This is a genomic window from Chroococcidiopsis sp. TS-821 (assembly GCF_002939305.1).
Classification (GTDB): Bacteria; Cyanobacteriota; Cyanobacteriia; order Cyanobacteriales; family Chroococcidiopsidaceae; genus Chroogloeocystis.
In genome coordinates, this window is record NZ_MVDI01000001.1 from 620,951 (window position 1) to 645,078 (window position 24,128).

Genomic DNA, 24,128 nt, shown 5'->3' on the forward strand with positions numbered 1-24,128 from the left:
TTGCGCGTGGCATCAGCTAGCGTCCAACTGACAATTCACTAAACATCTGGGAACAGGACTTTTCTAATTTTGTCTTCTTCCCCAGTCGCTACCGTGACAATAGCTTTCTTGTATTGGGGCTTAAAACCAACAAATCGCCCGACCCGACGCTGCTTGCGCGGCTGCTGTTGGGTATTAACTTGAACAACTTTGACTTCAAATAAGTCCTCGATCGCTGCTTTGATTTGTGGTTTTGTTGCTTTTGGAGTCACTTCAAAAGTAAATTTGTTTTCCTCCATCAGCCGCGTCGCCTTTTCGGTGAGTATAGGACGACGTACTAAATCAGGGAGCGATCGCCGATCAATTTTAGGCACCGTAGACCTCCTGAATTTTTTCAATAGCAGCTACTGTTGTCACGATCCGGTCAGCGTTTAACAAGTCGTAGACATTTAACTGATCTGCGGTGATTAGCTTAATTTGTGCAACGTTTCGGGCTGATAAATAAATTGTTTCTACCATTTCTGGTAGAATCAACAGTACCTTGGTATCTGTATCAATTCCCCAGCGCGCGATCGCCGCAATTAAATCTTTTGTCTTGGGTCGGGCTAACTCACTCGCGAAGTCTTCCACAACGACTATATCTTCAGCGCGACTTACTAAAGCGGTGCGTAAAGCAAGCCGTCGCTCTTTGCGATTCATTTTAATTTCATAGTCTCTGGGCTTTGGTCCAAAGATGACACCACCGCCACGCCATAATGGCGAACGAATCGAACCAGCCCGCGCGCGACCTGTTCCTTTTTGTCGCCAAGGTTTGCGACCCCCACCACGGACTTCTGCACGAGTTTTAGTACTTGCCGTGCCTTGTCTCGCATTCGTTGTTTGCCGTACTAATGCACGGTGGACTATGTGCGAGGCACTTTTTTCATTGGCAACTTGCAAATCGAGTGCTGCTTGCCCTACCTCTTCTCCCTGCCAGTTTTTTACTACACACTCTACCATTTCTTCTTTACCCCTTCTTTGTAGTCGCTTGGTGTATAGAGTAAACTACGCGTTTACCTCGAACACCTGTAGTGGCAATTCATTTGTCGCCCTACTTTTGACTACCTCGCTTAGCTGGCACAATATTCAATAAAGCACCAGGTTTTCCTGGAACTGCTCCTTTGATTAGCAACAAGTTGCGTTCGGAGTCTACTTTGACAATTGTGAGGTGAGGAATCGTGACGCGTTTTCCACCTAGGCGACCTGCCATCCTTTTGCCTGGATAAACACGCCCTGGTGTCGTACCTGCACCGATTGAACCAGGTAATCGATGGTTTTTAGAACCATGTGACATTGGACCGCGACCGAAGTTGTGCCGCCTTTGATAACCTGCAAAACCGCGACCGATGCTTGTGCCAATGACATCAACGATTTGTCCGGCAGTAAAGATATCTGCCTTGATTTCTTGACCTAAATTGTATTCGCTCGGATTATCTAAGTGATACTCGCGCAGATGGCGCAAAGCTGGAGCCGAAGATTTGGCAAGATGACCTAATAAAGGTTTGTTAAGCGCTTTCGGCTTAACTTCTTTGTAGCCGACTTGGATGGCAGCGTAACCATCTGTTTGTTTGGTTTTGATTTGCGTAACTGTGCATGGACCGGCTTGAACTACAGTTACAGGAATTGCTTTTCCTGCCTCGTCAAACACTTGGGTCATGCCCAGCTTGGTGCCGAGGATACCTACAGCCACAGTAACTGGTTTCTCCTTTTTTCAAGGTTGAATTAGCACCGGATATCGCTGATTCGCTGTAACCGGTTTGACATGAACTCACTTACCCAATAGCTTGGGCAAATCAGCCATTTTTAGTTTTGAGCCTACGCGTGGAAAGACACTTTAGGTTTATCGCGATATTGCTATTGCAGTTAACTATCTCACCTAGACTTAAACAGCAAGCCGTTTAGTATCTATGTTGGTGAGTTAACGAGCTTTAGACCATAGTGCTGGTATTAATTACATTGCTGTCTACTTTTGCTATATTACTCGCTCGTTGAACTAACGTTCGTCGCACAAATGCTTGGAACTATCCAAACACTTAGCGCATTGAGCCTTACACAGCCTTTGTTGTAGGTGTTAAGCAATTGATATTGCTTGTTGACCTAATTTCCCAATCAAGATTATAGTCTGAGAGCTTAATGCTATAAGCTACTATAGCAACGCCTGCTAAACCTATTGATTTACGTTTGCTACCACGTAGTTTGCGTTGTCAATAACCTAGCATCAAGGCTATTGCTGACTCAAACTAAAGGCATTTTGGTCACAATCTAACACTATAAACTATTTATTTGTTTTTGTCTACTGCTTGCCCGAGTTTTTCGGATGGAATGTGACGAGCTAAGTATTGGTGATAGCATCATTAGACTTTCCGATGAAAAAGATTACGTATTTCTATTGATAAGCGCAAAAAACTTTAAACAATGAGAAGTGACAAGCCTTCAAGAAGAACACGAGATACCAAGCATGGCACGATATAAGCGATACTTAAAATCAGAAATGCCCCGCGCAGGTAATCGCACATAGATTGCAGTACCTCAAATGTTGAGTAAGTGAGAATCACAAACTTATGGCACTCATTGTTATCGGTAATAAATTTATTAAAGACCTAGAAAAGGTTGGCGCCCTTGGCGTTTACGTACCTCCTGAGGGAGGTTTTGAAGGTCGCTATCAACGCCGACTACGAGCAGCAGGATATACTACATTGCATATTACGGCGCGGTCTTTGGGCGATGTTTCTGCATATTTAACCAAAGTTCATGGAGTTCGACCGCCACATCTTGGTAAGAAAAGTGTTGGTAAAGGTGCTGCAGTAGGAAATGTTTACTATGCTCCACCGATTGTGACTTACCATTTACAACAACTACCTCCTAAGTCAAAAGGGTTAGTGTTGTGGATGATCGAGGGACATCTACTTTCTAATCAGGAAGTTGAGTACTTAGCGAAATTACCAAGCCTAGAGCCACGGGTAAAAATCGTCCTCGAACGGGGAGGCGATCGCTATTTCCGCTGGACACCCTTAAAAGATACATTACCAACGAGCTATCAAAGTGCTTAGTTGGTGTTCAATTGAGGCGATCGCACTTTTGAACTTCTTGAGCAAAGGTAAGAAAGTTGTTTTCTTACCTCAGATATTATATTGCTACCTGAAATAGCTTTGATGATAGTAATAGAGAATTTTCTATTTCTTGTCGGACTTCGGAAGACACTTGACATTTAGATTTGAGACAGTTGAGCAGTAGCGTGTTGGCGTAATAGTATTGCTTGAATAAATTTTGCTGGTAAGTACTAAAATGCCAATGATGCGCAAAATTACGATGCACAATCACTGCATTCTGGAGAATTTTAACTTCGTCCTGACCAAATAATCTCCACCACTCAATAAATCTGTTTTCATCATTTTGAGTGCATTGTATAGCGCGCTGTTTAAGCATTGTCAACACTTGTTTTAACTCAGGAGCAATGCTATCTGCACGCATGATTGCGCGGTCGAGAACGCGATGATAAATTAAATGAGGCTTAGTAGTTCCCAAGACGTTATTAATTGTCAGCACGCGGTCAAGGGCAAGATCGAGACATAATTGCTCATCAAGGTAACGCGCAAATTCAGAATGACAAGCTTTAGCTAACTCTAACCTTCCTGCTGTGGTATTACAAGCCCGTGCCAGTTCTAAATCCAAGTAAAATGCTCTAATGATTACTGAGGGACAAGAACCTCTCATGTTTTGGGCTTTCGTGTTTAGCCAGTTGAGAAAGTGAATTAATTGAGGCTCATTAACCAACAAGTCATCAATATGTTTTTTGGCTAGCAGTAATAAGTAATCTGCTTGTGAAAGCATTCCTGCACACAGTATAAACACTTCGCGCCAGCGTTTATCGGTAATACGGCTGACAAGTTGTGTTAAAGCTATCTTTGAAGCCTGAGTTTCAATATTGAGAACGATGTTTTTTGCCGCAAGATATTCCTGAAAGGTAATATGTGAGAAAGAGTAAATTCCTCTAGCACGTTCTACAAGTAAACCATGTTGTGCTTCGATTGCTTTGAGCAAAGCTTCGGGATCGAGCCGTAATTGCCAATCAAGACTTACATCAGATAGGCTAGTAATATAATTGGTAATATGTTGCTCTAAATCTTGCTGTTTGAAGAAGTATTCTCCACGCTCAAAGGTATTGCGGGCGATATAACCTAATAAATCGTGTTTTCGCTGCACGGATAGATATTCATAAAGTTCGTCACGCTCAACATGGCGTTTGGCATCCCATTTTTTAAGTAAAATATTTAGTGCTTCTTGATATAAGTTGGCACGATTTGCTGGAAAATCTCTAGCTTCTGCAAAGACTAAACAGAGTAGAGTCAATAATAATGGATTTGTTGCGAGTTCTCTGAGACGGGAATTTTGGTGGAGTTTGAGAAGAAATTGATGGCTCTTAACTTGAGTATCTGCAAACCATTTATGTACAAACTCAGTAATTTGGGATTGGTCAAAATCGGCAAGTTCTACTTCAGTAAATTGTTCTAAATTATAGTCTAGCGACGCTATACGACAAGTAATAATAAACTGATTACTATGATACTTAGTACTAAATTGATTGATCTGCTGTAGCACGCGATGAACTTCTTTTTGTCGTACTTCATCGAGACCATCGAGTAGAATTAATGCTTTGCCTTGGTTCAATATTTGAGAAGTCAAAATAGCATCGACATTATAATTAGCTAGTTCTTGATTAATATACGTAGATAAACTTGATGTATGGGAGCTTGCTGCAAAATTCTTCAGACTAATAAAAATAGGAATCTGGTAGCGTAACTTTCCAAAAGCACATTCTGTAGCAAGATGCTTCAAAAAAGTTGTTTTACCTGAACCTGGTTTTCCTAAAATAATTAACTTAGAATAATTTTGAACAGCTTGTAATCCAGATAATTTTTGTTTATTAGCATTGCATAAATCTAGATCGTTACTATCTGATAGCTGATATGGTTGTAGTTCCTCAATTTCTAGCCAACGACGACTACTAATGCTTTTTAGAACGTTCATGTTAGTATAAAGCTCTTGTAGTGGTCTTGGATAGGACATATCTAAAGTCCTAATTCTGCCGTACTTGTGTTGAATGTCAGCTTGGATTTGCTTCCATATTTGACTAGCCTCATTTAACTCAGACCTCAGCGTTTCTTGATTAGTTTTGACTGAGTAAGTATCTGGTAAATCTGCTATCTCTTGCCACGATAACCCAAGTTTTTCGCAAATTTTATGAAAATTTTCTCTATCGATTGGCTTACCAGCGAAAAAGTTTTGTACTGTAGCGCGTGAAACTTCTATCTCTACTGCTAATTCAATCTTTGTAGCAAATTTCAATATTGCTTTATTAGCTACTTTTATTCCTTCTGGTGTAGCTTTTAATGACCGACTTGATCGCCTTTTCATATAGTATTAAAATTCTTCGCAAAATCATATGAGTTTTGAGTTTATTACTTAGAAAAATAGTTTTTTAAACTATTTAAAATGTCTATTTCTTTGTCTGCAACATACTGTTAATGACTACAAACATACAAAATTAGGTAGAAATAACACTATAAGCTAAAATCCTTGTTGTAATACGTAATTGAATAAATATTTAATTTTTCCTCAGCTTATCTACACAAACTCTATTGTAGATTGCTTTTATTATCTATCTACTATCGTAGGACATAACTCAACTTAGTGTGGCTTCACCTATTTTGTTGAATATAAGTACAATAAATGTGTAGATATTTATACTAGTAATAAAAATACTTACCAAATATTAGGCGTGTATTCGGTTTGATAGCTATGCAATAATGTATAGGATTAAACATTAGTAAGACGATCGCACAACCAGTCAAATTTTTGTAAGAATACAGACAAGCATTCGTGCTTTGTTGTTATTTCTCTGTACTCTAAAAACGTCTTATGCCACCCAAAATTACAGATCCAGTAGTTTGGCAACAAGCTGAATTATTAATGCAACCCGCGTTTATTAGGGTTATCGATCATATAGGTAAGCGACTTGAAGGATCTGACTGGCGGGGAACGTATGAAGACGTAATGAGGTGGCCTGAGGGAACAACAGACGAAACGAAGGGAACTGTAGCACAACTAGTACAACGTCTAGAAACAGCGTCTCCAAGTCAAGTTGTCGAGATCGAGCAGGCTCTCATTCATTTACCAACACCACAGCCAGAGTACCACTTATGTTTGCAGCATCAAGGTGTACCGGAGGTAAAAGTGAATTTGTGGGAACTGTGCTATCAAATTTGCTTTCGCGACTACGAGCCGACGCGAACAGCATCACCTTATGATGTCAACATTGATACTAGCTTAATTGACGAAACGGGAGATATTGACTGGCAGCGTTTGGATCTCAAAGCTGAACAATTAGTTGAGCAGATATTTGCTAACTTACCAGATGTGTAAATAAGCTAGTGGCATTGGTAGAAAGGTTAATCTCATGCAGCTACTGGGAAATATGCAAGCAAATACAGAAGCAAGTTTTAGTAATGATGCGGCTGCGCTTCAAGCATCTCAACAGAAAGTTGTTTTGTACGATCGCTCGCACTGGGGAAGAATCGAAGTCAGTGACAGCGATCGCCTGCGGTTTTTGCACAACCAAAGTACGAATGATTTTACGCAACTTAAACCAGGACAGGGCTGCGACACTGTCTTTGTGACTTCTACTGCTCGCACAATTGATTTAGCCACAGCCTACGTGACTGAAGATGCTGTTGTCTTACTCGTTTCACCGAATCGCCGCGAGTTTCTTATGGAATGGCTAGATCGTTATATCTTTTTTGCCGACCAAGTCCAGCTAAAAGATGTGACATCTGAAACAGCAGCATTTAGTTTAATTGGAGCAGGAAGCGATGCCGTTTTACAGCAATTAGGAGCAGATACGGTTATCAATCAACCTTACGGACATCACACAGTAGTCCAGTTAGCAGGAAGCGAGGTACGAATTGCGGTTGGTAGCGGTTTGGCATTACCAGGATATACGCTAATTGTTCCTGTTGCTGCTGCCGCAACGGTGTGGAATAGTATTAGGCAAGTTGGAGTGGAATCTATAGGCGATCGCACGTGGGAACAGCTACGGATTCTCCAAGGGCGCCCTGTACCAGATTGCGAGCTAACGGACGATTATAATCCTTTAGAAGCGGGTTTGTGGAAAGCAATTTCTTTTAACAAGGGATGCTACATTGGGCAAGAAACGATCGCCCGCTTAAATACATATCAAGGCGTGAAGCAACGACTTTGGGGTATCCGTCTCGAATCCTTGGTTGAGCCTGGAAGTGCGATCGCGGTTGCAGATGAAAAAGTTGGTAAACTCACAAGCTGTATAAAAACTGAGCAAGGTTATTTTGGGCTAGGCTACATCCGTACTAAAGCTGGTGGAGTTGGCTTAAAGGTCAAAGTGGGAGAAAGTGAGGGAGAAGTAATTGATGTTCCCTTTCTTACCCACGAATACTATCGAGGCGAATAAAGCATTTTTGCTACCGGACATCCACCGCGAAGGTGCCTTTCTACTACCGCTGGAACTTCAGCAGGCTGAACGCGACTGTACCAAATTTGTTCGGGTAATACGAGTACCATTGGTCCGTTACCGCATTGCCCCAAACAGTTACTACTTACGATTGTAATTCCAGGTGTTGGATGTGATTGAAACGCAGCAAGGACTCTTGCCGCGCCTTGTTTGCGACAAGTACGATTTTGACATACCATAACGCATCTTGAAGACGGTGACTGATCGAGCAATGTATCTGACATTAGTAGTACTTAAGCGCTTTCACCAAGTGAGATAGTATTAATCTGGTGATAGTCCTTTTGCTGCTAGCCACTCCTGATTAAATAGTCGTGACTGATAGCGCCCGCCACCATCACAAAGGATTGTGACTATTGTGTGTCCTGGTCCCATTTGTTTTGCCAGTGTGACAGCTGCTGCGACGTTTATTCCAGAGGAACCACCGACAAAAATTCCTTCCTCGCGTAGAAGTCGGTAAACAACGCGGACACACTCAGGATCGTCGATTCGGATGGCGTCATCAATGGGTGCACCTTCCATGTTTGCAGTCACGCGGCTATTGCCAATACCTTCTGTGATCGAACTGCCTTCGCTTTTAGTTTCACCAGTTTTAATATAACTGTAAAGCGCACTACCCATAGGGTCAGCTAAGACGGTTTTGATTGCTGGATTTTTCTCTTTGAGAAACATAGCTACACCAGCAAGCGTTCCACCTGTTCCCGTAGATGTTACCCACGCATCGATTTGACCATCCGTTTGCTGCCAAATTTCTAGTCCTGTTGTCTCGTAATGCGCCTGACGGTTGGCAAGATTATCGAACTGATTAGCCCAGATGGCGTTTTCCATTTCGGAGGCAATTCTTCCGGAAAGTTTGACGTAGTTGTTGGGATCTTTGTATGGAACAGCCGGTACTGGGCGAACTTCAGCGCCTAAGGTTCTCAAGGTGTCTATTTTCTCTTGTGATTGAGTTTCTGGAATGATGATGAGACACTTGTATCCTTTAGCATTGCAGATGTGTGCTAAACCAATACCTGTATTTCCTGCAGTTCCTTCAACAACGGTACCGCCAGGTTTGAGCAATCCTTTTTCTTCAGCATCTTTGATGATGTAAAGTGCTGCCCGATCTTTTACGGAACCACCAGGATTGAGAAACTCCGCTTTGCCGAGAATTTCGCATCCTGTTTCTTCACTGAAACGTTTTAAGCGAATCAGCGGAGTGTTACCAACTGTACCAACAAAACCATTCTTGATATCCACTGCAATTTAATTCCAGTCTTTTTGACAATATTAACTATTTTCTCATACTGGTTTTTGGCATTTTGCATGGTACTCAGCAAATAAAAAAAGGTGGGCAAAAGCCCACCAGTATCACTCACAACTTTAAATTACTTATTCGGTTGGGGAGTCATCCGCAAGTAAGGCTTGAGTTCAGTATGACCTTTGGGGAATTTCTGCTTAATCTCCTCTGGATCTTTAATTGAAGGAACAATCACGCAGTCATCACCATCTTTCCAGTTTGCTGGAGTCGCCACACTATAGTTATCGGTAAGTTGCAACGAATCGATAACGCGCAAGATTTCATCAAAGTTGCGTCCAGTGCTGGCAGGGTAAGTGAAGGTAAGACGCAGCTTCTTGTTTGGGTCAATAATGAAGACTGAGCGGACTGTGAGCGTATCGTTGGCATTTGGGTGAATCATGTCATAAAGGTCTGAAACCTTTTTGTCAGGATCGGCCAAGATCGGATAATTAAGACCGACGTTTTGGGTTTCTTCAATATCTCCAATCCAGCCTTTGTGCGATTCTACGTCATCGACACTCAAAGCGAGTACTTTGACGTTGCGCTTGTCAAACTCTGGTTTGAGGCGGGCTACTTCACCGAGTTCGGTTGTGCAAACTGGAGTAAAGTCTTTGGGGTGGGAAAATAAAACAACCCAGCTATCACCAGCCCATTCGTAAAAATCGATTTCGCCTGCGGTAGAAGCTTGCTTGAAGTTTGGTACTGTGTCACCTAGTCGAAGAGCCATAACTCGTTTCCTATGCTCTGAAAGTCTTTAACTCGTTTACTTTGCGATCATGACATAAAACCCCGATTCTCCGGTCGGGGTTTAGCCGTTTTCAACAAAATTTTAGGTTTAGTAATTCAGGTTACAGACTATTAGGCAAGGTGTTGTTGAACGGCGAGGACTAAATTATCTGTCCAGTATTGCGCGAGGTCGGCACTCGCGGCTTCTACCATAACGCGAATCACGGGTTCAGTACCAGAAGCGCGGACAAGAATTCTACCGCGATCGCCCATTGCGGCTTCGGCTTGCGCGATCGCTTTTTGCACTGGCGCACACTGATTCCAATTCATACGGCGATCGCGGTTCTCGACACGTACATTGCGCAACAACTGCGGATAAGTCGTAAAACTTTGATTCACCATTTCTGATAATGGTACCTTGGCAGATTGTACGAGCGCCGCAATATGCAAAGCTGTTAATAATCCATCACCCGTAATCCCGTAGTGGCGACAGAGAATGTGACCTGATTGTTCGCCGCCAAGCATTCCTCCAGTACGAGTCATTTCTGCTTGCACGTACTGATCGCCCACGGGCGTGCGAATCATCTTACCACCTATTTTTTCCCAAGCACGCTCAAAGCCGAGATTTGCCATCACCGTTGAAACAATTAAGTTGTCTGGCAGTTGTTGCTGAGCTTGTAACGCCTGACCCCAAAGGTAAAGAATATAATCGCCATCAACAGCTCTACCTTTGTCATCGACTGCGAGAACTCGATCTGCGTCACCATCAAACGCAAAGCCTAAAGTCGCGCGATGTTCTTGTACCGCTGCTTGTAAGGACGTTAAGCATGTAGAACCGCAGTCAACATTAATGCGATCGCCGTTGGCGCGGTCGTGTAAGCAAACGACTTCAGCACCCATATCCCGAAATACTGCTGGTGCTAAGTCTACTGCTGCCCCCCATGCTAAATCCAACACAACGCGCATTCCTGCAAGGTCACAATGACGTAGCAAGGGTTTTTTGAGCGATTCAGTATAATTCTTTACTAAGTCAGAACGTGAATACGAACGACCCCAGGCATTTTGGCTGATACAAAGGTTTGTCTGACTGCGCACGCCTGCTTCAATTTCAGCTTGCCAAGTTTGCGGTAACTTAGCACCATCAGATCCAAAAAATTTGATACCGTTATCCGCTGGTGGATTGTGGCTGGCAGAAATCATCACACCACCGATCGCATTGGTGATACTCGTCAAGTAGGCAACGCAAGGCGTAGGACATAAACCGAGATGCCACACTTCTAATCCAGAAGATGCTAAGCCTGATGCAACCGCCATCGCTAGCATATCACTAGAATTACGCGAATCTTGTCCGACAATAATAGGTCCTAGTTCGCGCGAGTTTTGGCGCAATACGACTCCAGCCCAGAAGCCTACTTGCAACGCTAAAGACGCTGTGAGTAATTCTCCGACCCGTCCGCGAATGCCATCTGTACCAAAGAGTGGCGAATCTGGTAATGCGATCGCAGATGCTTGATATTCTGTTGTTTTTGGTCGCGATATCACCTGGGTAGATTCAGCGCTTGCCGGACTTTGAATGCCAACGGGAGACGATACCATAATTTTTTTTCACTCCTCACACAACTAGTTCACGCTAGGAGAATATCATTTTCTAATCTGGCGCTTAATATTGTTTTAACTTTATTCCAACTTTATTAAATAGATATAAAAAATTTATTGTATGTCTGATTATTTCACCTCAGTATAAGCCGCAATCTCTTTACAGATGCTTTACACTTGGGCGATCGAGTTGACTAATCAATAATAAAGCTGACAATTTACTGCTATTTAAGCAAGTATGAGATTAATTGTAGGCATGATTGCGTAAGGTATCTGTCAAGCTTCTATGAAAACTTTGCTAAATTTCTATGTAATATTACTGAAGCTTCCAGTCCTTGCAGCTAGTTGATATTAAACTCCAACCTCTAACAAGAGTGCTTGCATACTGTCCCAAGTAATTTCTTGCTCGATGTAACGCGGTGATTGCGGATTGTAAGGACTTGCTACGCGGTCAATCGTGAGAATTTTGGCATCATTTGGTAGCACGGGTACTTCTGGATCGAAGGCTGTAGGGCGCATCAACGAGCTAGAAAAACCCTTGTATATTGCAATCTGATCGAGTTCTCCGTTAACTTCTGCTGTAACAACTAATACTTCTTGCGGTCGCTTGATTGTGTACTGTTCCAAACGTTTTCCTATAGAATTATTCATACTTCCTTAAAGGAGTGACGTGCGAGGGCAAGGGACTATTGAATTTAGATTGCCGTAAATATTTCACAAGCACGTTCAAAATCTCATTTGTTACTCCTTGCCCGGTGTTCGATCATTGCGGTAGCGCAGAGCGTCCTTGCTTACCTAGTTTAAATAGAACAAAATAGCTGAGGCAGACAAAGTAGAAAATCAAGCCTACGATGCCTAGAAAGCCAAGAAATTGAGGTGTCGAGTTGGGATGGAAATACTCTCTAAAGAGTAAGGGTGGCTCGCGCAGGATGGCACAAAAAGGATTGGTAGCGGCGCCGCCAGTAAAGGCACAACTTAAAAAGGGTATGCTCGCGATCGCGCCTAACACGCAGTATACTGTCATAGCCCAACGCCACGAGTTAAACGTCAGCTTTAATGCGCCTGGAGGTCGATCGTCGATTTCTTCGTTGAGATCGATCCAAAACCACAGCGCGATCGGAATCAAAATCCGCGCGATCGTTCCTGAAATATACCCTACTGGCAGTGCGGCAATGAGCAAGTAAACGGTGATTGCCAGCAAGCTTGACACGCGCCAGTAAATTGTTAGTAAGCGTTGGATTGCTTCAGCTTTTTGGACAAATGCCCAAATCAGCAGAATCAGGGGGATAAAAACTGTAAATAATACGGCTAAGCGGTAGTCCATCCAAACGAGAGGACGTAGCCAAACTTCATTTTGCATAGCTTAAGGATGTTGAATCAGTAGCAATTTTTGTCTAATTCCCAAACACGAGCAACTTTGCACGAGACTTATTTGTTAAAGGTAAAAGGCAATAGCAATCTTTAAGTCTACAAAAAATGAAAAGGGACACTCTGTCAAGTGTCCTCACGCGTATGTTAAGCGTTTTGTCAAAACTGAATTACATTAACTAATTATTCATCGTAAATACGGCATTCAGCAGCTTCTGGATTTTCATCGCAGTATTGCTCTAAGGAGTTTTTGGGTTTCATTTGTCTTTGATGGGACGCTTCTGCTTGTAGTTCTTCTACAGCATCCCAAGCTGCGGCACATTCGCCGGATTCAGCACCAGCAGTATCGCAGATAGCGCGTGCCTGCTCTCGTTCTTGTTCAATTTGTTCTTGGATGTTGCTCATAGATTTTGTCGTTTCTGTCATCTTTTAATAGTATAGAAAACCTACAATGCTCTACGTTCTGTGCGTTATGAACTTCTAACTTAACTATAGGAGCATTGCACTCGAATAAAAAGCGATCGCCTTATAGAGGATAACTCTATAACTAGGGATCGGCAACGGCAATCACCAGTACCACCCTTTATTAATAACAAGTAGTGGCAACGTGATTTGTAAACTGATTTTATGTTTTAATCTTTCAGTAACGATCCTGCAAAAGAAAGAACTTCTGAGTAAATCATCGATAGAATGTAAGGAATCGCTAGAATTGTTGCGGCAAAGCTCTATCTGAGGATATACGCTACTGACAGAATGAACAAAGCGCGATCGCACTTGACAGCAAGTTGTCGCCCAAGCGCGACAATCCTCAAGAATTTACCCCAAAATGAGCCAATATCGAATAGACTAATCTTGCCGCGCTTGAATTGGCACTATGCTTATTAGCTTAATTGCAGACTACGGAAACGGCGATCCAGCTTTTGCAGAAGTGACTCAACGTTTATTATTGGCTATCCCCAATGCACAAGTGAGTTTGTTGTCGGTTCCTCCGTTTAGTACCTTAGCAACTGGGTTTTGGGTAGCGCAACTTGGTTTAAATCTAGGTCCGCGAGACCGTTTAATTTATCATAACTGCGCACCGCGTCAAGACAAGTCCGAACCAAGACTCGACAATGAAGGCGAGGGATTAACTTACGCTTTGTTAACCAATGGGGTGAAAGTCGTTGGCGTCAATGCTGGATACACGCTATCTTTCATTAAAAACTACGCACAAATTATCAAAATAGTCAAGGTTTCCCGGGGAGGTTCGCAGTTCCGCTCGCGGGATGTATTTCCGCAAGCAGCAGCGGCGATCGCCCAAGATGATTTCAGCCTTTTGGGAGACGAGTTGCGTCCTGAGCAAATTCCCGATGCACCAAGCGATCGCGTAGCCTGGATTGATGGCTACGGTAATATCAAAACAACGATTCCTGCGCACAGTGTGAATCTAAATCCAGAGGATAAAGTCATCATTCGCGTTGGTGATGTTGTGAGTGACGCGGTTTATTCTGACGGTAGTTTTAAAGTTCCTGAAGGTACTCTAGCTTTTGCGCCTGGTAGTTCCGGTTGGCAAGGAAAGGATGGTAACCCTGTGCGGTGGATGGAGTTATTCTTACGCGGTGGAAATGCCTGGGAACGTTTTGGCAGACCAAAAGTGAATCAAGTTGTGACACGGTTGAGTTAAAAGGCGTGGTAGCGATCGCGAGAGAATATTGCGACACGCGGTATCAATCTGCTTGCTTTACCAACTGATACACGGCTGTACTTGGGTAATACAGCAGTGGTTTAATCGACGGGATTGCGGAATCCTTGCGCGCAGTTAGATCGATTCCAGGCGGGATTAATGGCTGCGGTTCTAGAACGCAACGAACATGGCAAACTTATTCGTAAAGCTGGAGTCATAAGCATTGTTGTTATCGGTGGCGTGGTAAACCCTGGCAACATCATCCAAGTTGAACTGCCACAAAAACCATACCAGCCTCTCGATCGGGTTTGATACGGATTGTAGAAGCTTAACTGATTGCGATAGCATGGTATCCATGTTCATGTGATACATGATATTAAGCTTTAAAGACGAAGGCACAAAAAATGTATTTGACGGGTTAGATACAAAGAAGGTCTTATAAGTCTGCCCTTAAAACCTGTTAGCAGCAGCAAAGCGGAAACTAGATGTAACAAATGCTGCTGCGAATCTAAACGATTTAAGAATTCCGCCAAAAAACTATGTTAACGATCAATAGCGCATCTGCTTTGTTTGGACTGAACAACGTGCTGAGGAAGTTGAGATAGTAGATTACCACTAATCAGCGAAACTAGAGGACGACTTATGCATATCCCTGCAAACCGCCCACCTACCCATCCAGGGAAAATTCTTAAAGAAGAGTTTCTGATTTTGATGGGCATCACGCAACAAGAATTGGCAAATCAGCTGAAGATGTCTTATCAAAGAATTAGTGAAATTGTAAATGAAAAGCGAGGTATATCAGAAAGTACAGCGCTTAGACTTGCTAAATTCTTTGATACTTCTGTAGAGTTCTGGTTTAATCTCCAAAGAGCTTGTAACTTGTACTATGCTCAAAAAAAGAATCTAAAATATTAGAATCTGTTGCGAAGTTCAGTGAAGTTAAAACATCAGCTTAGCAGCTAGAAGCCATAGCTTTTGCTCGAGCTTCTCTTAAAATACCAAAGTGCGATCGCGCTCAAGCTAAGTGTGAAGCTTTTCCAGATTCTCAAGCGTCTTTCCGTTATAATATTTGCCTGCTTACCGCAGCATATTAATAATGGAAACGATTAAATACACGCTTACAGAAGACCAAATGCCGACAGCTTGGTATAACATCCAAGCTGATTTACCGACTCCAATGCCACCTGTTTTACATCCTCAGACAGGACAGCCGATTACTCCTAGCGATCTTGAACCTTTGTTTCCGATGGAGTTAATCGCGCAGGAGGTGAGTCAAGAACGGTGGATCGAGATTCCTGAACCTGTACAATCGATTTATCGTCAATGGCGACCAACGCCACTGTATCGCGCCCGACGCTTAGAACAAGCTCTCGATACTCCTGCCAAAATTTATTACAAATACGAAGGTGTTAGCCCGGCGGGTAGCCATAAACCGAATACTGCAGTGGCGCAAGCATATTACAACAAACAAGCCAAAGTCAAACGGTTAACAACCGAAACAGGTGCTGGACAGTGGGGCTCGTCACTGGCTTTTGCTGGGGCGTTGTTTGGGTTAGATGTCGTGGTGTATATGGTGAAAGTCAGCTACCGCCAAAAACCTTATCGGCGGGCGTTGATGGAAGCTTACGGTGCAAAAGTCGTCGCAAGTCCTAGTGAAGAAACAGCAGCAGGCAGGAAAATTCTCGCGCAGTATCCTGAAAGCAATGGTAGTTTGGGGATTGCAATCAGTGAAGCTGTAGAAGTTGCCGTGCAAGATCCGCAAACGAAATATGCATTAGGTAGTGTCCTTAATCACGTACTACTTCATCAAACTGTAATTGGGTATGAAGCGATCGCGCAGTTAGAACAAGCCGGAGACTATCCTGATATCGTTGTTGGCTGTACGGGTGGCGGTAGTAACTTTGCAGGAATTGCTTTTCCGTTTATTGGGGCAAAGCTACGCGGCGAACAGAATAATATTAGGTTTATCGCAGTTGAACCAGCAGCTTGTCCGACACTCACTCAGGGTAAATACACTTATGATTTTGGCGATACAGCACATCTAACTCCTCTTGTCAAGATGCACACTTTAGGTAACTCTTTTATGCCAGAAGGCGTTCATGCTGGCGGGTTACGCTATCATGGCATGGCTCCTTTACTGAGTCATGTTGTTGAGTTAGGGTTAATTGAAACTCGTGCAGAACCGCAACTTGGTTGTTTTGCTGCGGGACTGACATTTGCACGAACCGAAGGTATTCTTCCTGCACCAGAAGCGAATCATGCGGTAAAAGCCGCGATCGATGAGGCGTTGCGCTGTAAAGAGGAAGGAACGAGTAAGACGATTTTATTCAACCTCTGCGGTCACGGTCACTTTGACATGCAAGCTTATATGGATTACCAAGCTGGGTTACTTCGCGATACAGAATACAATGCTGAAGAAGTCGCGATGGCACTAGCAGGATTACCTGTGTTTAATTAGTTATCGCTAACTCAAGGTATGAATCGGTAAGTTAAGTGTAGTAAGCTTGAGTCTCCTAAGTCCACACCACTTGGTACAAAGGGGAAACCCCCAAGGGCGCAGTGGCTCGCCATCACTGGTGGGGGACTTTGAAAGGCAAATTGGACTTACCACAAAGCGTGACGAGTGCACGCCCTTAATTCGAGTTTTGTTGGTAAGTTTACGCAGGTGGACTTAGTTTATCTAACAGCGAATTTATCCGCTCTGCTCTTATTCCGCAGCAGCAGAAGCTAATTCTTCTTTTTGAGAGTCAGAAGCTTGAGTATCTGCTTCAACAACTTCCTCTTCGGGCAATCCAAGTATTGATTTATACAATTTGACGTAATCTTTGGCAGATTTTGTCCAACTAAAATCTTGGCTCATACCCCTTTGCTGAAGCTCTTGCCAGTATTCTTTATAGCGGAAGCTTTCCCAAGCGCGTACCATACACGTATAAAGATCCAGAGGTTCGTAGCGGTCAAAGCAATAGCCGGTTCCTGTGTGATTGATAGGGTCGTGGTGGGATACAGTGTCAACTAAGCCACCAGTGCGGCGAACAATGGGCACGCAGCCATAGCGAAGCGCCAGCATTTGGCTAATACCACAAGGCTCAAAACGGCTTGGCATCAAAAAAGCATCGCTACCAGCGTAAATCCGTCGTGCTAGGGCATCGTTGTAGAGTAAATAGGTTGCCATCCGTCCGGGAAAACGCGACGCCATTTGCCACAATTGACTTTCATAGTAGCGATCGCCAGTGCCTAACACGATAAACTGGGCATCGGTATACGCCAAAAAGCGATCGAGCGTTTGCAAGATCAAATCAATACCTTTTTGTTCGACTAACCGCGTGACGATACCAATTAAAAACGCACCCGAATTGACTTCTAAGCCAACTTCTTCTTGTAGTGCGACTTTATTGGCTTTGCGCTTGTCTAGAGTGTCAGCAGTGAAAGTTTGGGCAATGTATTTATCGGTCGCTGGATCGTAAACTTCGGTGTCAATGCCGTTGATGATGCCAGATAACTTGCCACTAATAAACGACAATAAACCTTCTAGTTTTTCGCCATATTCAGCTGTCTGAATTTGTTGCGCGTAAGTAGGAGAAACCGTCGTGACGCGATCGGCATACTGCACAGCAGCTGCCATTGTATTGTGTCCTTGCATGTACCACGGACACCAAGTGATTTTTTCTAAGTACCAGCGCCACGGTCCTTGATACGCTAGGTTATGAATTGTAAACACTGTCGAAATGTCTGGGGATTGATGCATCCACACCGGAATCATTCCTGTGTGCCAGTCGTGACAGTGAATAATTTGGGGCTTCCAGTAGTTCCAAGCAAATTCTGCCGCACCATTGGCGAATAATGTAAATCTCCAATCTTCATCTTCCCCAAAATAGATGCGACGCGGCCAAAACGCTGGGTGTCCAAATAAATACAAGGGGACGTCTGTGCCAGGAAGGACAGATTCATAAACGGCGAAGGATTGAAACATTGCATTACCGTACCAAACTGGATCCTTAGGAATCTCCATTTTGTCGGGCAAAAAGCCATAGTACGGCATGAATATTCGGACATCATACCCCATTGCTTTTAGCACTTTGGGTAAAGCACCGACAACGTCTCCCATTCCACCGACTTTGGCGATGGGGGCTGCTTCTGCGGCAACAAACAGAATTCGCATCTTAATTTTTATGTCCCCTATTTGTATTGCGTCGAAATCATGATAGCGGGCAAAGGTAATAAATGTAAGAGGTGAGGGGTAAGGGGTGAGTCATATAGAAAACAGTATCCTTCCTCTGCCCCTCTGCTCGCGCCAGTCGCCTCAACGGGAGAACCCCCACACGGCGCAGGCTCCTCTGCTCCCTGCTTTTTCATTAGCGTTGCACAGTTTGAAAGATTTCTTCTAGAATCTCTTGTGCGCCTTGTTGACGCAATCGTTGGGCAAGTTCAATTCCTAGTTGTTCGGCATTACTAGCGCTACCAGTAACGGTGTCTTTCACGAACTTTGTACCGTCTACACTTGCAACTATACCTGTTAGTGTCAAAGTGTCGCCTTCGAGTTGAGTATTAACACCGATGGGTACTTGACAACCGCCTTCAAGAGAACGGAGAAAAGCGCGCTCGGCTAAAGTGCGATCGCGTGTGGGTGCGTGTTCGATTGCTTTGATCAATGACAGCACCTCGGTATCGTCAGCGCGACATTCAATACCCAACGCACCTTGTCCGACGGCGTGTAGTGAGACTTCTGCTGGTAAAACTTGGTGAATGCGATCGCCCATTCCTAAGCGTTGTAAACCCGCTACGGCTAAGATAATTGCATCGTATTCGCCAGCATCAAGTTTGGCTAAACGTGTATTCAAGTTGCCGCGGATATCCTTAAAAGTTAGATGTGGGAAATGATGGCGTAACTGTGCTAAGCGCCGTAAAGAGGATGTACCAACAACGGCGCCTGCGGGTAATGTATCAATTTGTTTATCTTTATGCTTTTCATGTACGACTAATGCATCAGCGGGATCTTCGCGTTCGGTTACAACTCCCAAAATTAACCCTTCCGGTAAGTTTGTCGGTAAGTCTTTGAGCGAATGGACGGCAAAGTCGATTTCATGGCTTTGCATTCCAACTTCGAGTTCTTTGGTAAATAGCCCTTTGTCACCAATCTTAGCGAGGGCAACATCCAAAATTTTGTCGCCCTGTGTCGACATTGTGTGAACTTCAAAGGTGCGGTCGGGAAAAGCTTTTTGCAGTTGCTCTTGCACCCAGTAAGTTTGTACTAGCGCCAGTTGACTTTTACGCGAACCGATGCGGATTGTACGAGTCGAAGTTGAAGCAGTGGGAGAAGCATTAGGGGACATATAAGCAGTTTGAAATTCAAAATTTAAATGTCTAACAGCGGATTGCGTTGGAGTAGCACAAATTAAATCACTTGATCTAGACTACCGCAGTGGTTGACCTCGAAAAGCAATATTAACTCGTAATTCGTAATTTGTAATTTGCAATGCTCTCTCTTCACTGTGTCCTACTCGCTTCCTTGTCAATAAGATATAGGTATTAATATAAGTAAAAATACTGGACGACGGCTATCAATTTATCGCCTCTATGTCCGCGTTTGCACGGTTTTTACAGCAATTTTTTAACTGATACATTAAGCTTAGGAAAATACTCACAGTTATTGCTTTGATAACGCTTAAGCTGCTCAGTTGTTCTTTGCTACCCTATCTTAATGAAAGCTTCTTCTATAGCCATTACTACACTGCTCGCAATTTCTGTCGTACCTCCAGCATCGGCTAACACCGAGCAAATTCAACAACTTCTAGCAACGAAAGAGTGTCAAAACTGTAATTTGAGTGGTGCTGGTTTAGTTTTGGCGAATCTAGCAGGTGCTAATCTAAGTGGTGCCAATCTAAGTGGGGCGAATCTCAGCCGTGCTAATCTAAGTGGTGCCAACCTTGTGGGTGCGAACCTGATGGGTGCAAGTTTGTTTGGGGCAAACTTGAGTGGTGCGATTTTAAGTGGTTCGGATTTGAGTGCGGCTGACTTGCGAGATACTTTTTTAGTCAACGCTAATTTAACTGGTGCGCAGTTGGGTGGTGCTAATTTGCAGGGTGCAGTAGGGATACCACCTCAAATCGGAAATGCGGAAGATTTTTATGGTTGGGGTGTCGTGCAAGGTAAAAAAGGCGATCCGCAAGGTGCGATCGCTTATTTCAATCAGGCATTAAGTATCAAGCCTGACTATGCTGCAGCGTATCTAGCACGCGGTGTCGCGCGTTATCAACTTTTCGATCGCCCTGGTGCGCTTCAGGATGCGAAACAAGCCGAAAAACTTTTTTTGGCGCAAGCTAATAACGATGGGTTACAAACCGCGCAAATCTTTATTAACGAACTAGAAAACCCCCCAAGTGAATCTGTACCAAAAAGTAAACCAAATTTTATGAACTTCTTAGGTGCAGTAGGTTCAGTTTTATTAAGATTCTTATTTTAAGAGTTTGTTAGATAATGACCTCAATCATCGACAGTTAGCAAACTTTAACTTAGTACCAAAGGCTTTCAAGCCGTCTGCTGAATTTGAATTGCTATATTATATTACTCTTCCTACAATCCGAAGATATGTCTCAACGCTTCATCAACCTTTGTTGCTGGTAATGAACCAATGACATGTTGAACAGCAGAGAGTATGATTGTCACTAAGTTGTCAGCTTATGACTACCAAATTTGTTAGCAGCCCTAATTGTTGCCTTTCTGTAGAACTTAAAAGCATAGTGACTCGACTTGAATGCCCTGCTCGTACCATGTGAGTAGGGATCAGCACGACAATACTTGAGGCAAACCTGTTTGCAAGTCATCTGCCTGAATAACCAAGTCAGATGGACAGAGCACTAGAACAACATCGTTGCGCCTAATGGTTAGCTTTGGCTGCGTCATAGTTGTTGTAGATGCTCATTTCTGGACTGTCCCAATCTTCTGCAAACTTAATCAGTGGCATTCTACGTTCTGCACGAACCTGTAGACACGCAGCGATCGCATCTTTGATATTTTCAAGGGCTTCTTGTTTAGTCTGACCTTGACTCACATACCCAGGAATACTGGGGCACTCTACTACCCAAGTGTAAGGCTTTCATTTGCCTACGAGTACTTGGGCGATCGGCTCAAACTGATTTATGCTCAGAGCGATACGTCCTTCCTGGATTAAGTGAGGGGTTGCAGCTGCGAGTTAAAGACATTGATTTCGCTCAACAGCAATTAGTGATTCGGGATACGAAGGGCAAAGATCGGGTGATGATGTTACCGAACCGCGTGATAGAATCGCTACGAACGCATCTTCAGACTGTACGGCAATTACACCAGCAAGACCGCGATCGCGGTTATGGCTCAGTTTATCTTCCGTTTGCCTTGGAGCGCAAGTACCCTCACGCTGACCGCGGCTTGGATTTGGCAGTATGTGTTTCCTGCTGATCGCCTATCACAAGACCCGCGCAGTGGTGTAATACGACGGCATCACCTGCATGAAACCGGAGTTCAACGAGCAGTTCGGGAGGCTGTGAAATTAGCAAGGATAGAGAAACGAGTGACTTGTCACACCTTTCGCCACATTGCAACACATCTTTTGCAATCAGGGTATGACATTCGCACAGTGCAGGAGCTTTTAGGGCATAAGGATGTGAAGACGACAAAGATTTACACGCACGTTTTGAATCGGGCTAGACGGGGCGTGCAAAGTCCGCTTGATAGTTAAAGCGATAAACGTGTCAATTGACACCATGGTGATGTGGAACCCATATTACCGACATTCTGATCTTGAGCCTACGCAGATAGAGTGCTAATTGAATTAAGCTTTTATTTATAAATGCATCTTACGTTTACTACCTGATATTTCTGATGATATCTGCTCAATTGTGGCAAGCAAATCAAGATTTAGCTCAAGCTTGTCTGGAACATCCTTTTGTTCAAGGGATTGGGAACGGTACGCTGGCGCGACATAAATTTGCATTTTATGTAGGACAAGATGCTTTTTTCTTGGAAGCTTTTGCCCGTGCTTATAGTATTGCAGCAGCGAAAGCACCAGATTGGGAAGGATTTAGTATTTTTCATAATCTAGCCAATGGCGTGTTAGAAGAACTGCGGTTGCACGAAAGTTATGCAAAGGCTTGGGATGTTGACTTGCGCAATGTAGAACCACAACCTGCAACGCGGCGTTATACAGATTTTTTACTTGCGACTGCTTGGGGTAGTGATGTTGGGTTAACTGCGGTGGCGATGTCGCCTTGTATGGTTTTATATGGTTTTTTAGGACAGCAGCTAGCGCAAAATGGCATTGCTGAACATTCTTATAGTGAATGGATTCGAACCTATAGTAGTTCTGAGTTTAAGCAACTGGCGATGCAGTTAGAAAGTTTGTGCGATCGCTATACCAACATGACACCTCTGGCACAATCAACGTATCGCTATGCAATGTTGTGCGAACGTGATTTTTTTCAAGCCGCATGGGAAGAATGAGCGCAACAGAAACTGTAAGATAAAGCTTGAGTTACGATTACCGTTCAATTTATGCCGAATGCTCATGTCATCGGATTAGGAAAATCCGGTATTGCCGCTGCACGATTGTTAAAAAGGCAAGGTTGGGAGGTAACACTAAGCGATCGCAGTTCTGCTGCTTCGCCAGAACAACCGCGACTAGAAAGTGAAGGAATTACGATTAAACTCGGTTATTCTTGGCATCCCGATGCTGATGATTCTACTCAACTTGTGGTTGTTAGCCCTGGGGTTCCTTGGGATATTCCAGCATTAATTGCAGCGCGCGCGCGAGGTATTGAAACAATTGGCGAAATGGAATTAGCTTGGCGTAATTTGCGATCGCATCCTTGGGTAGCTGTTACAGGGACAAATGGTAAAACAACAACGACAGCATTAACTGCAGCGATCTTTCAAGCCGCAGGCTGGAATGCTCCCGCGTGTGGCAATATCGGTTATGCGGCGTGTGAATTAGCTTTAGAATCAGCTAAATCACTTGACTGGGTAGTTGCAGAGATTAGCAGTTATCAAATTGAGTCTTCGTCTTCAATCGCGCCTCGCATTGGCGTTTGGACAACTTTTACACCGGATCACCTCAGCCGTCATTACACTTTAGAGAATTACTACAACATCAAAGCGCGTCTTTTGCGTCAAAGTGAGTTGCAAGTGTTTAACGGTGATGATGCATACTTGAGAGAAGTCGGTGCAGATTGGACAGATGCGTATTGGACGAGTGTTAAAGGAAAGGCACATTTAATTGGAAAGACTGAAGGAACTTACTTAGAAGATGGTTGGGTTGTGTTTCAAGGCGATCGCATTGTGGAAGTCTCAGCGTTACGCATGGTGGGAGAACACAACCATCAAAACCTCTTGATGGCGGTAACCGCAGCGCGGCTAGCAGGAATTGATAAAGAAGCGATCGCCCAAGCTGTTACTAATTTTCCTGGTGTTCCGCATCGTTTGGAACACATTTGCACAATTGCTGGAGTTGATTTTATTAATGACAGTAAAGCAACTAATTATGATGCGGCGCAAGTCGGTTTATCGGCGGTAGCTAGCCCTGCGATTTTAATTGCTGGAGGTGAAGCGAAAGCGGGTGATGATACGCGTTGGCTGCAAACAATTCAAGAAAAAGCTGCGGCTGTTTTACTGATTGGCGACGCTGCACCTCGTTTTGCTCAGCGATTGGAAAATGTGGGATACGCTCACTACGAAATCGTCGAGACAATGGAAAGGGCTGTCTTCAGAGCTGCTGAATTAGCACCACAAATGAATGCGCGTGTCGTGTTACTGTCACCTGCGTGTGCAAGTTTTGACCAATTTCAAAATTTTGAACAAAGAGGCGATCGCTTTCGCGAACTTTGTCTTGCTCTAATTTAGCACTATCAACTATGACAGCTTGTCTTTTGACAAATTCAATAAATAATTATAAGTGTTGAGATAGTACCAAC

23 protein-coding genes and 3 pseudogenes are annotated in these 24,128 nt (G+C 43.7%); 12 read left to right on the plus strand and 14 right to left on the minus strand.

Translation table 11 applies throughout. The annotated features are described in order from the left end of the window. Window positions 1-38: 38 nt before the first annotated feature. The 3 genes from B1A85_RS02985 to rplC form a co-directional block, all read right to left on the minus strand. Window positions 39-353 carry a 50S ribosomal protein L23 gene (locus tag B1A85_RS02985; protein ID WP_104545417.1) on the minus strand — a complete coding sequence of 105 codons (315 nt, stop codon included), beginning with the start codon at window positions 351-353 and terminating at the stop codon, window positions 39-41. Next, window positions 346-978, minus strand: a complete 633-nt coding sequence (rplD, locus tag B1A85_RS02990) for a 50S ribosomal protein L4 (protein ID WP_104545418.1) — start codon at window positions 976-978, stop codon at window positions 346-348. Before rplD ends, B1A85_RS02985 begins: the two co-directional genes overlap by 8 nt. Window positions 979-1,069: 91 nt before the next feature. Then, a complete protein-coding gene (gene rplC, locus B1A85_RS02995; RefSeq protein ID WP_104545419.1) occupies window positions 1,070-1,708 on the minus strand; it encodes a 50S ribosomal protein L3 in 639 nt (212 codons plus the stop codon). A gap of 871 nt (window positions 1,709-2,579) precedes the next feature. Between rplC and B1A85_RS03000 the strand changes: the two genes are divergently transcribed. Then, on the plus strand, window positions 2,580-3,068 hold the full coding sequence (locus B1A85_RS03000; RefSeq protein ID WP_104545420.1) for an NAD(P)H-quinone oxidoreductase subunit N: 489 nt from the start codon (window positions 2,580-2,582) through the stop codon (window positions 3,066-3,068). Window positions 3,069-3,144: 76 nt separating this feature from the next. Here the strand turns inward: B1A85_RS03000 and B1A85_RS03005 are convergent, their stop codons facing one another. Next, complete coding sequence (locus B1A85_RS03005) at window positions 3,145-5,433, minus strand: NACHT domain-containing NTPase (protein WP_104545421.1); 2,289 nt, start codon at window positions 5,431-5,433, stop codon at window positions 3,145-3,147. 504 nt (window positions 5,434-5,937) lie between these two features. On the opposite strand from B1A85_RS03005, the gene B1A85_RS03010 reads away from it, so the two are divergent. Next, window positions 5,938-6,441, plus strand: coding sequence for a hypothetical protein (locus tag B1A85_RS03010; RefSeq protein ID WP_104545422.1), 504 nt, complete (start codon window positions 5,938-5,940; stop codon window positions 6,439-6,441). A gap of 52 nt (window positions 6,442-6,493) precedes the next feature. Further along, window positions 6,494-7,501 carry a folate-binding protein YgfZ gene (locus B1A85_RS03015; RefSeq protein ID WP_104545423.1) on the plus strand — a complete coding sequence of 336 codons (1,008 nt, stop codon included), beginning with the start codon at window positions 6,494-6,496 and terminating at the stop codon, window positions 7,499-7,501. Here the strand turns inward: B1A85_RS03015 and B1A85_RS03020 are convergent. From B1A85_RS03020 to B1A85_RS03050, 7 genes are all read right to left on the minus strand, one after another. Next, the gene (locus tag B1A85_RS03020) at window positions 7,486-7,785 is read right to left on the minus strand and encodes a ferredoxin (protein ID WP_104545424.1); all 300 of its coding nucleotides are present in this window, start codon (window positions 7,783-7,785) and stop codon (window positions 7,486-7,488) included. The genes B1A85_RS03015 and B1A85_RS03020 overlap by 16 nt on opposite strands. A gap of 37 nt (window positions 7,786-7,822) precedes the next feature. Further along, the gene (locus B1A85_RS03025) at window positions 7,823-8,797 is read right to left on the minus strand and encodes a cysteine synthase A (RefSeq protein WP_104545425.1); all 975 of its coding nucleotides are present in this window, start codon (window positions 8,795-8,797) and stop codon (window positions 7,823-7,825) included. A 128-nt stretch (window positions 8,798-8,925) separates the two neighbouring features. Then, the gene (locus B1A85_RS03030; RefSeq protein ID WP_104545426.1) at window positions 8,926-9,564 is read right to left on the minus strand and encodes a peroxiredoxin; all 639 of its coding nucleotides are present in this window, start codon (window positions 9,562-9,564) and stop codon (window positions 8,926-8,928) included. Between the two features lie 131 nt (window positions 9,565-9,695). Next, window positions 9,696-11,159, minus strand: a complete 1,464-nt coding sequence (gene glmM, locus B1A85_RS03035) for a phosphoglucosamine mutase (RefSeq protein ID WP_104545427.1) — start codon at window positions 11,157-11,159, stop codon at window positions 9,696-9,698. A 351-nt stretch (window positions 11,160-11,510) separates the two neighbouring features. Next, window positions 11,511-11,810 (minus strand): hypothetical protein, encoded by a 300-nt coding sequence (locus tag B1A85_RS03040; protein WP_104545428.1) that lies wholly within the window; start codon window positions 11,808-11,810, stop codon window positions 11,511-11,513. 112 nt (window positions 11,811-11,922) lie between these two features. Then, a complete protein-coding gene (locus B1A85_RS03045; protein ID WP_104545429.1) occupies window positions 11,923-12,519 on the minus strand; it encodes a DUF3177 family protein in 597 nt (198 codons plus the stop codon). A 191-nt stretch (window positions 12,520-12,710) separates the two neighbouring features. Beyond that, entirely contained in the window at window positions 12,711-12,953 is a 243-nt protein-coding gene (locus B1A85_RS03050; RefSeq protein ID WP_104545430.1) for a Calvin cycle protein CP12, read from the minus strand. A gap of 448 nt (window positions 12,954-13,401) precedes the next feature. On the opposite strand from B1A85_RS03050, the gene B1A85_RS03055 reads away from it, so the two are divergent. From B1A85_RS03055 to B1A85_RS03075, 5 genes and pseudogenes are all read left to right on the plus strand, one after another. Further along, a complete protein-coding gene (locus B1A85_RS03055) occupies window positions 13,402-14,190 on the plus strand; it encodes an S-adenosyl-l-methionine hydroxide adenosyltransferase family protein (protein ID WP_104545431.1) in 789 nt (262 codons plus the stop codon). Window positions 14,191-14,211: 21 nt separating this feature from the next. Next, window positions 14,212-14,502 (plus strand): annotated as a pseudogene (locus tag B1A85_RS25910) (MOSC domain-containing protein); the annotation flags it as partial. Between the two features lie 58 nt (window positions 14,503-14,560). Further along, window positions 14,561-14,809: pseudogene (locus tag B1A85_RS25915) on the plus strand (type II toxin-antitoxin system RelE/ParE family toxin). A 23-nt stretch (window positions 14,810-14,832) separates the two neighbouring features. Continuing rightward, window positions 14,833-15,105, plus strand: coding sequence for a HigA family addiction module antitoxin (locus B1A85_RS03070; protein ID WP_104545432.1), 273 nt, complete (start codon window positions 14,833-14,835; stop codon window positions 15,103-15,105). Between the two features lie 181 nt (window positions 15,106-15,286). Beyond that, window positions 15,287-16,648, plus strand: a complete 1,362-nt coding sequence (locus tag B1A85_RS03075; protein ID WP_104545433.1) for a TrpB-like pyridoxal phosphate-dependent enzyme — start codon at window positions 15,287-15,289, stop codon at window positions 16,646-16,648. A gap of 249 nt (window positions 16,649-16,897) precedes the next feature. Here B1A85_RS03075 and glgA read toward each other — a convergent pair whose 3' ends face one another. Together glgA and hemC are read right to left on the minus strand one after the other, a co-directional pair. Continuing rightward, window positions 16,898-18,349 (minus strand): glycogen synthase GlgA, encoded by a 1,452-nt coding sequence (glgA, locus tag B1A85_RS03080; RefSeq protein WP_104545434.1) that lies wholly within the window; start codon window positions 18,347-18,349, stop codon window positions 16,898-16,900. A 193-nt stretch (window positions 18,350-18,542) separates the two neighbouring features. Next, a complete protein-coding gene (gene hemC, locus B1A85_RS03085) occupies window positions 18,543-19,520 on the minus strand; it encodes a hydroxymethylbilane synthase (protein WP_104545435.1) in 978 nt (325 codons plus the stop codon). Window positions 19,521-19,888: 368 nt separating this feature from the next. Between hemC and B1A85_RS03090 the strand changes: the two genes are divergently transcribed. Beyond that, window positions 19,889-20,650 (plus strand): pentapeptide repeat-containing protein, encoded by a 762-nt coding sequence (locus tag B1A85_RS03090; protein WP_104545436.1) that lies wholly within the window; start codon window positions 19,889-19,891, stop codon window positions 20,648-20,650. A gap of 414 nt (window positions 20,651-21,064) precedes the next feature. Here B1A85_RS03090 and B1A85_RS24250 read toward each other — a convergent pair whose 3' ends face one another. Then, window positions 21,065-21,250 carry a type II toxin-antitoxin system HicB family antitoxin gene (locus B1A85_RS24250; protein ID WP_371681631.1) on the minus strand — a complete coding sequence of 62 codons (186 nt, stop codon included), beginning with the start codon at window positions 21,248-21,250 and terminating at the stop codon, window positions 21,065-21,067. A 104-nt stretch (window positions 21,251-21,354) separates the two neighbouring features. Between B1A85_RS24250 and B1A85_RS03110 the strand changes: the two are divergent. From B1A85_RS03110 to murD, 3 genes and pseudogenes are all read left to right on the plus strand, one after another. Next, window positions 21,355-21,901 (plus strand): annotated as a pseudogene (locus B1A85_RS03110) (integron integrase); the annotation flags it as partial. A gap of 143 nt (window positions 21,902-22,044) precedes the next feature. Beyond that, the gene (locus tag B1A85_RS03115) at window positions 22,045-22,662 is read left to right on the plus strand and encodes a TenA family protein (protein ID WP_246841302.1); all 618 of its coding nucleotides are present in this window, start codon (window positions 22,045-22,047) and stop codon (window positions 22,660-22,662) included. A 51-nt stretch (window positions 22,663-22,713) separates the two neighbouring features. Then, window positions 22,714-24,057 (plus strand): UDP-N-acetylmuramoyl-L-alanine--D-glutamate ligase, encoded by a 1,344-nt coding sequence (gene murD, locus B1A85_RS03120; protein WP_104545440.1) that lies wholly within the window; start codon window positions 22,714-22,716, stop codon window positions 24,055-24,057. Window positions 24,058-24,128 lie beyond the last annotated feature (71 nt).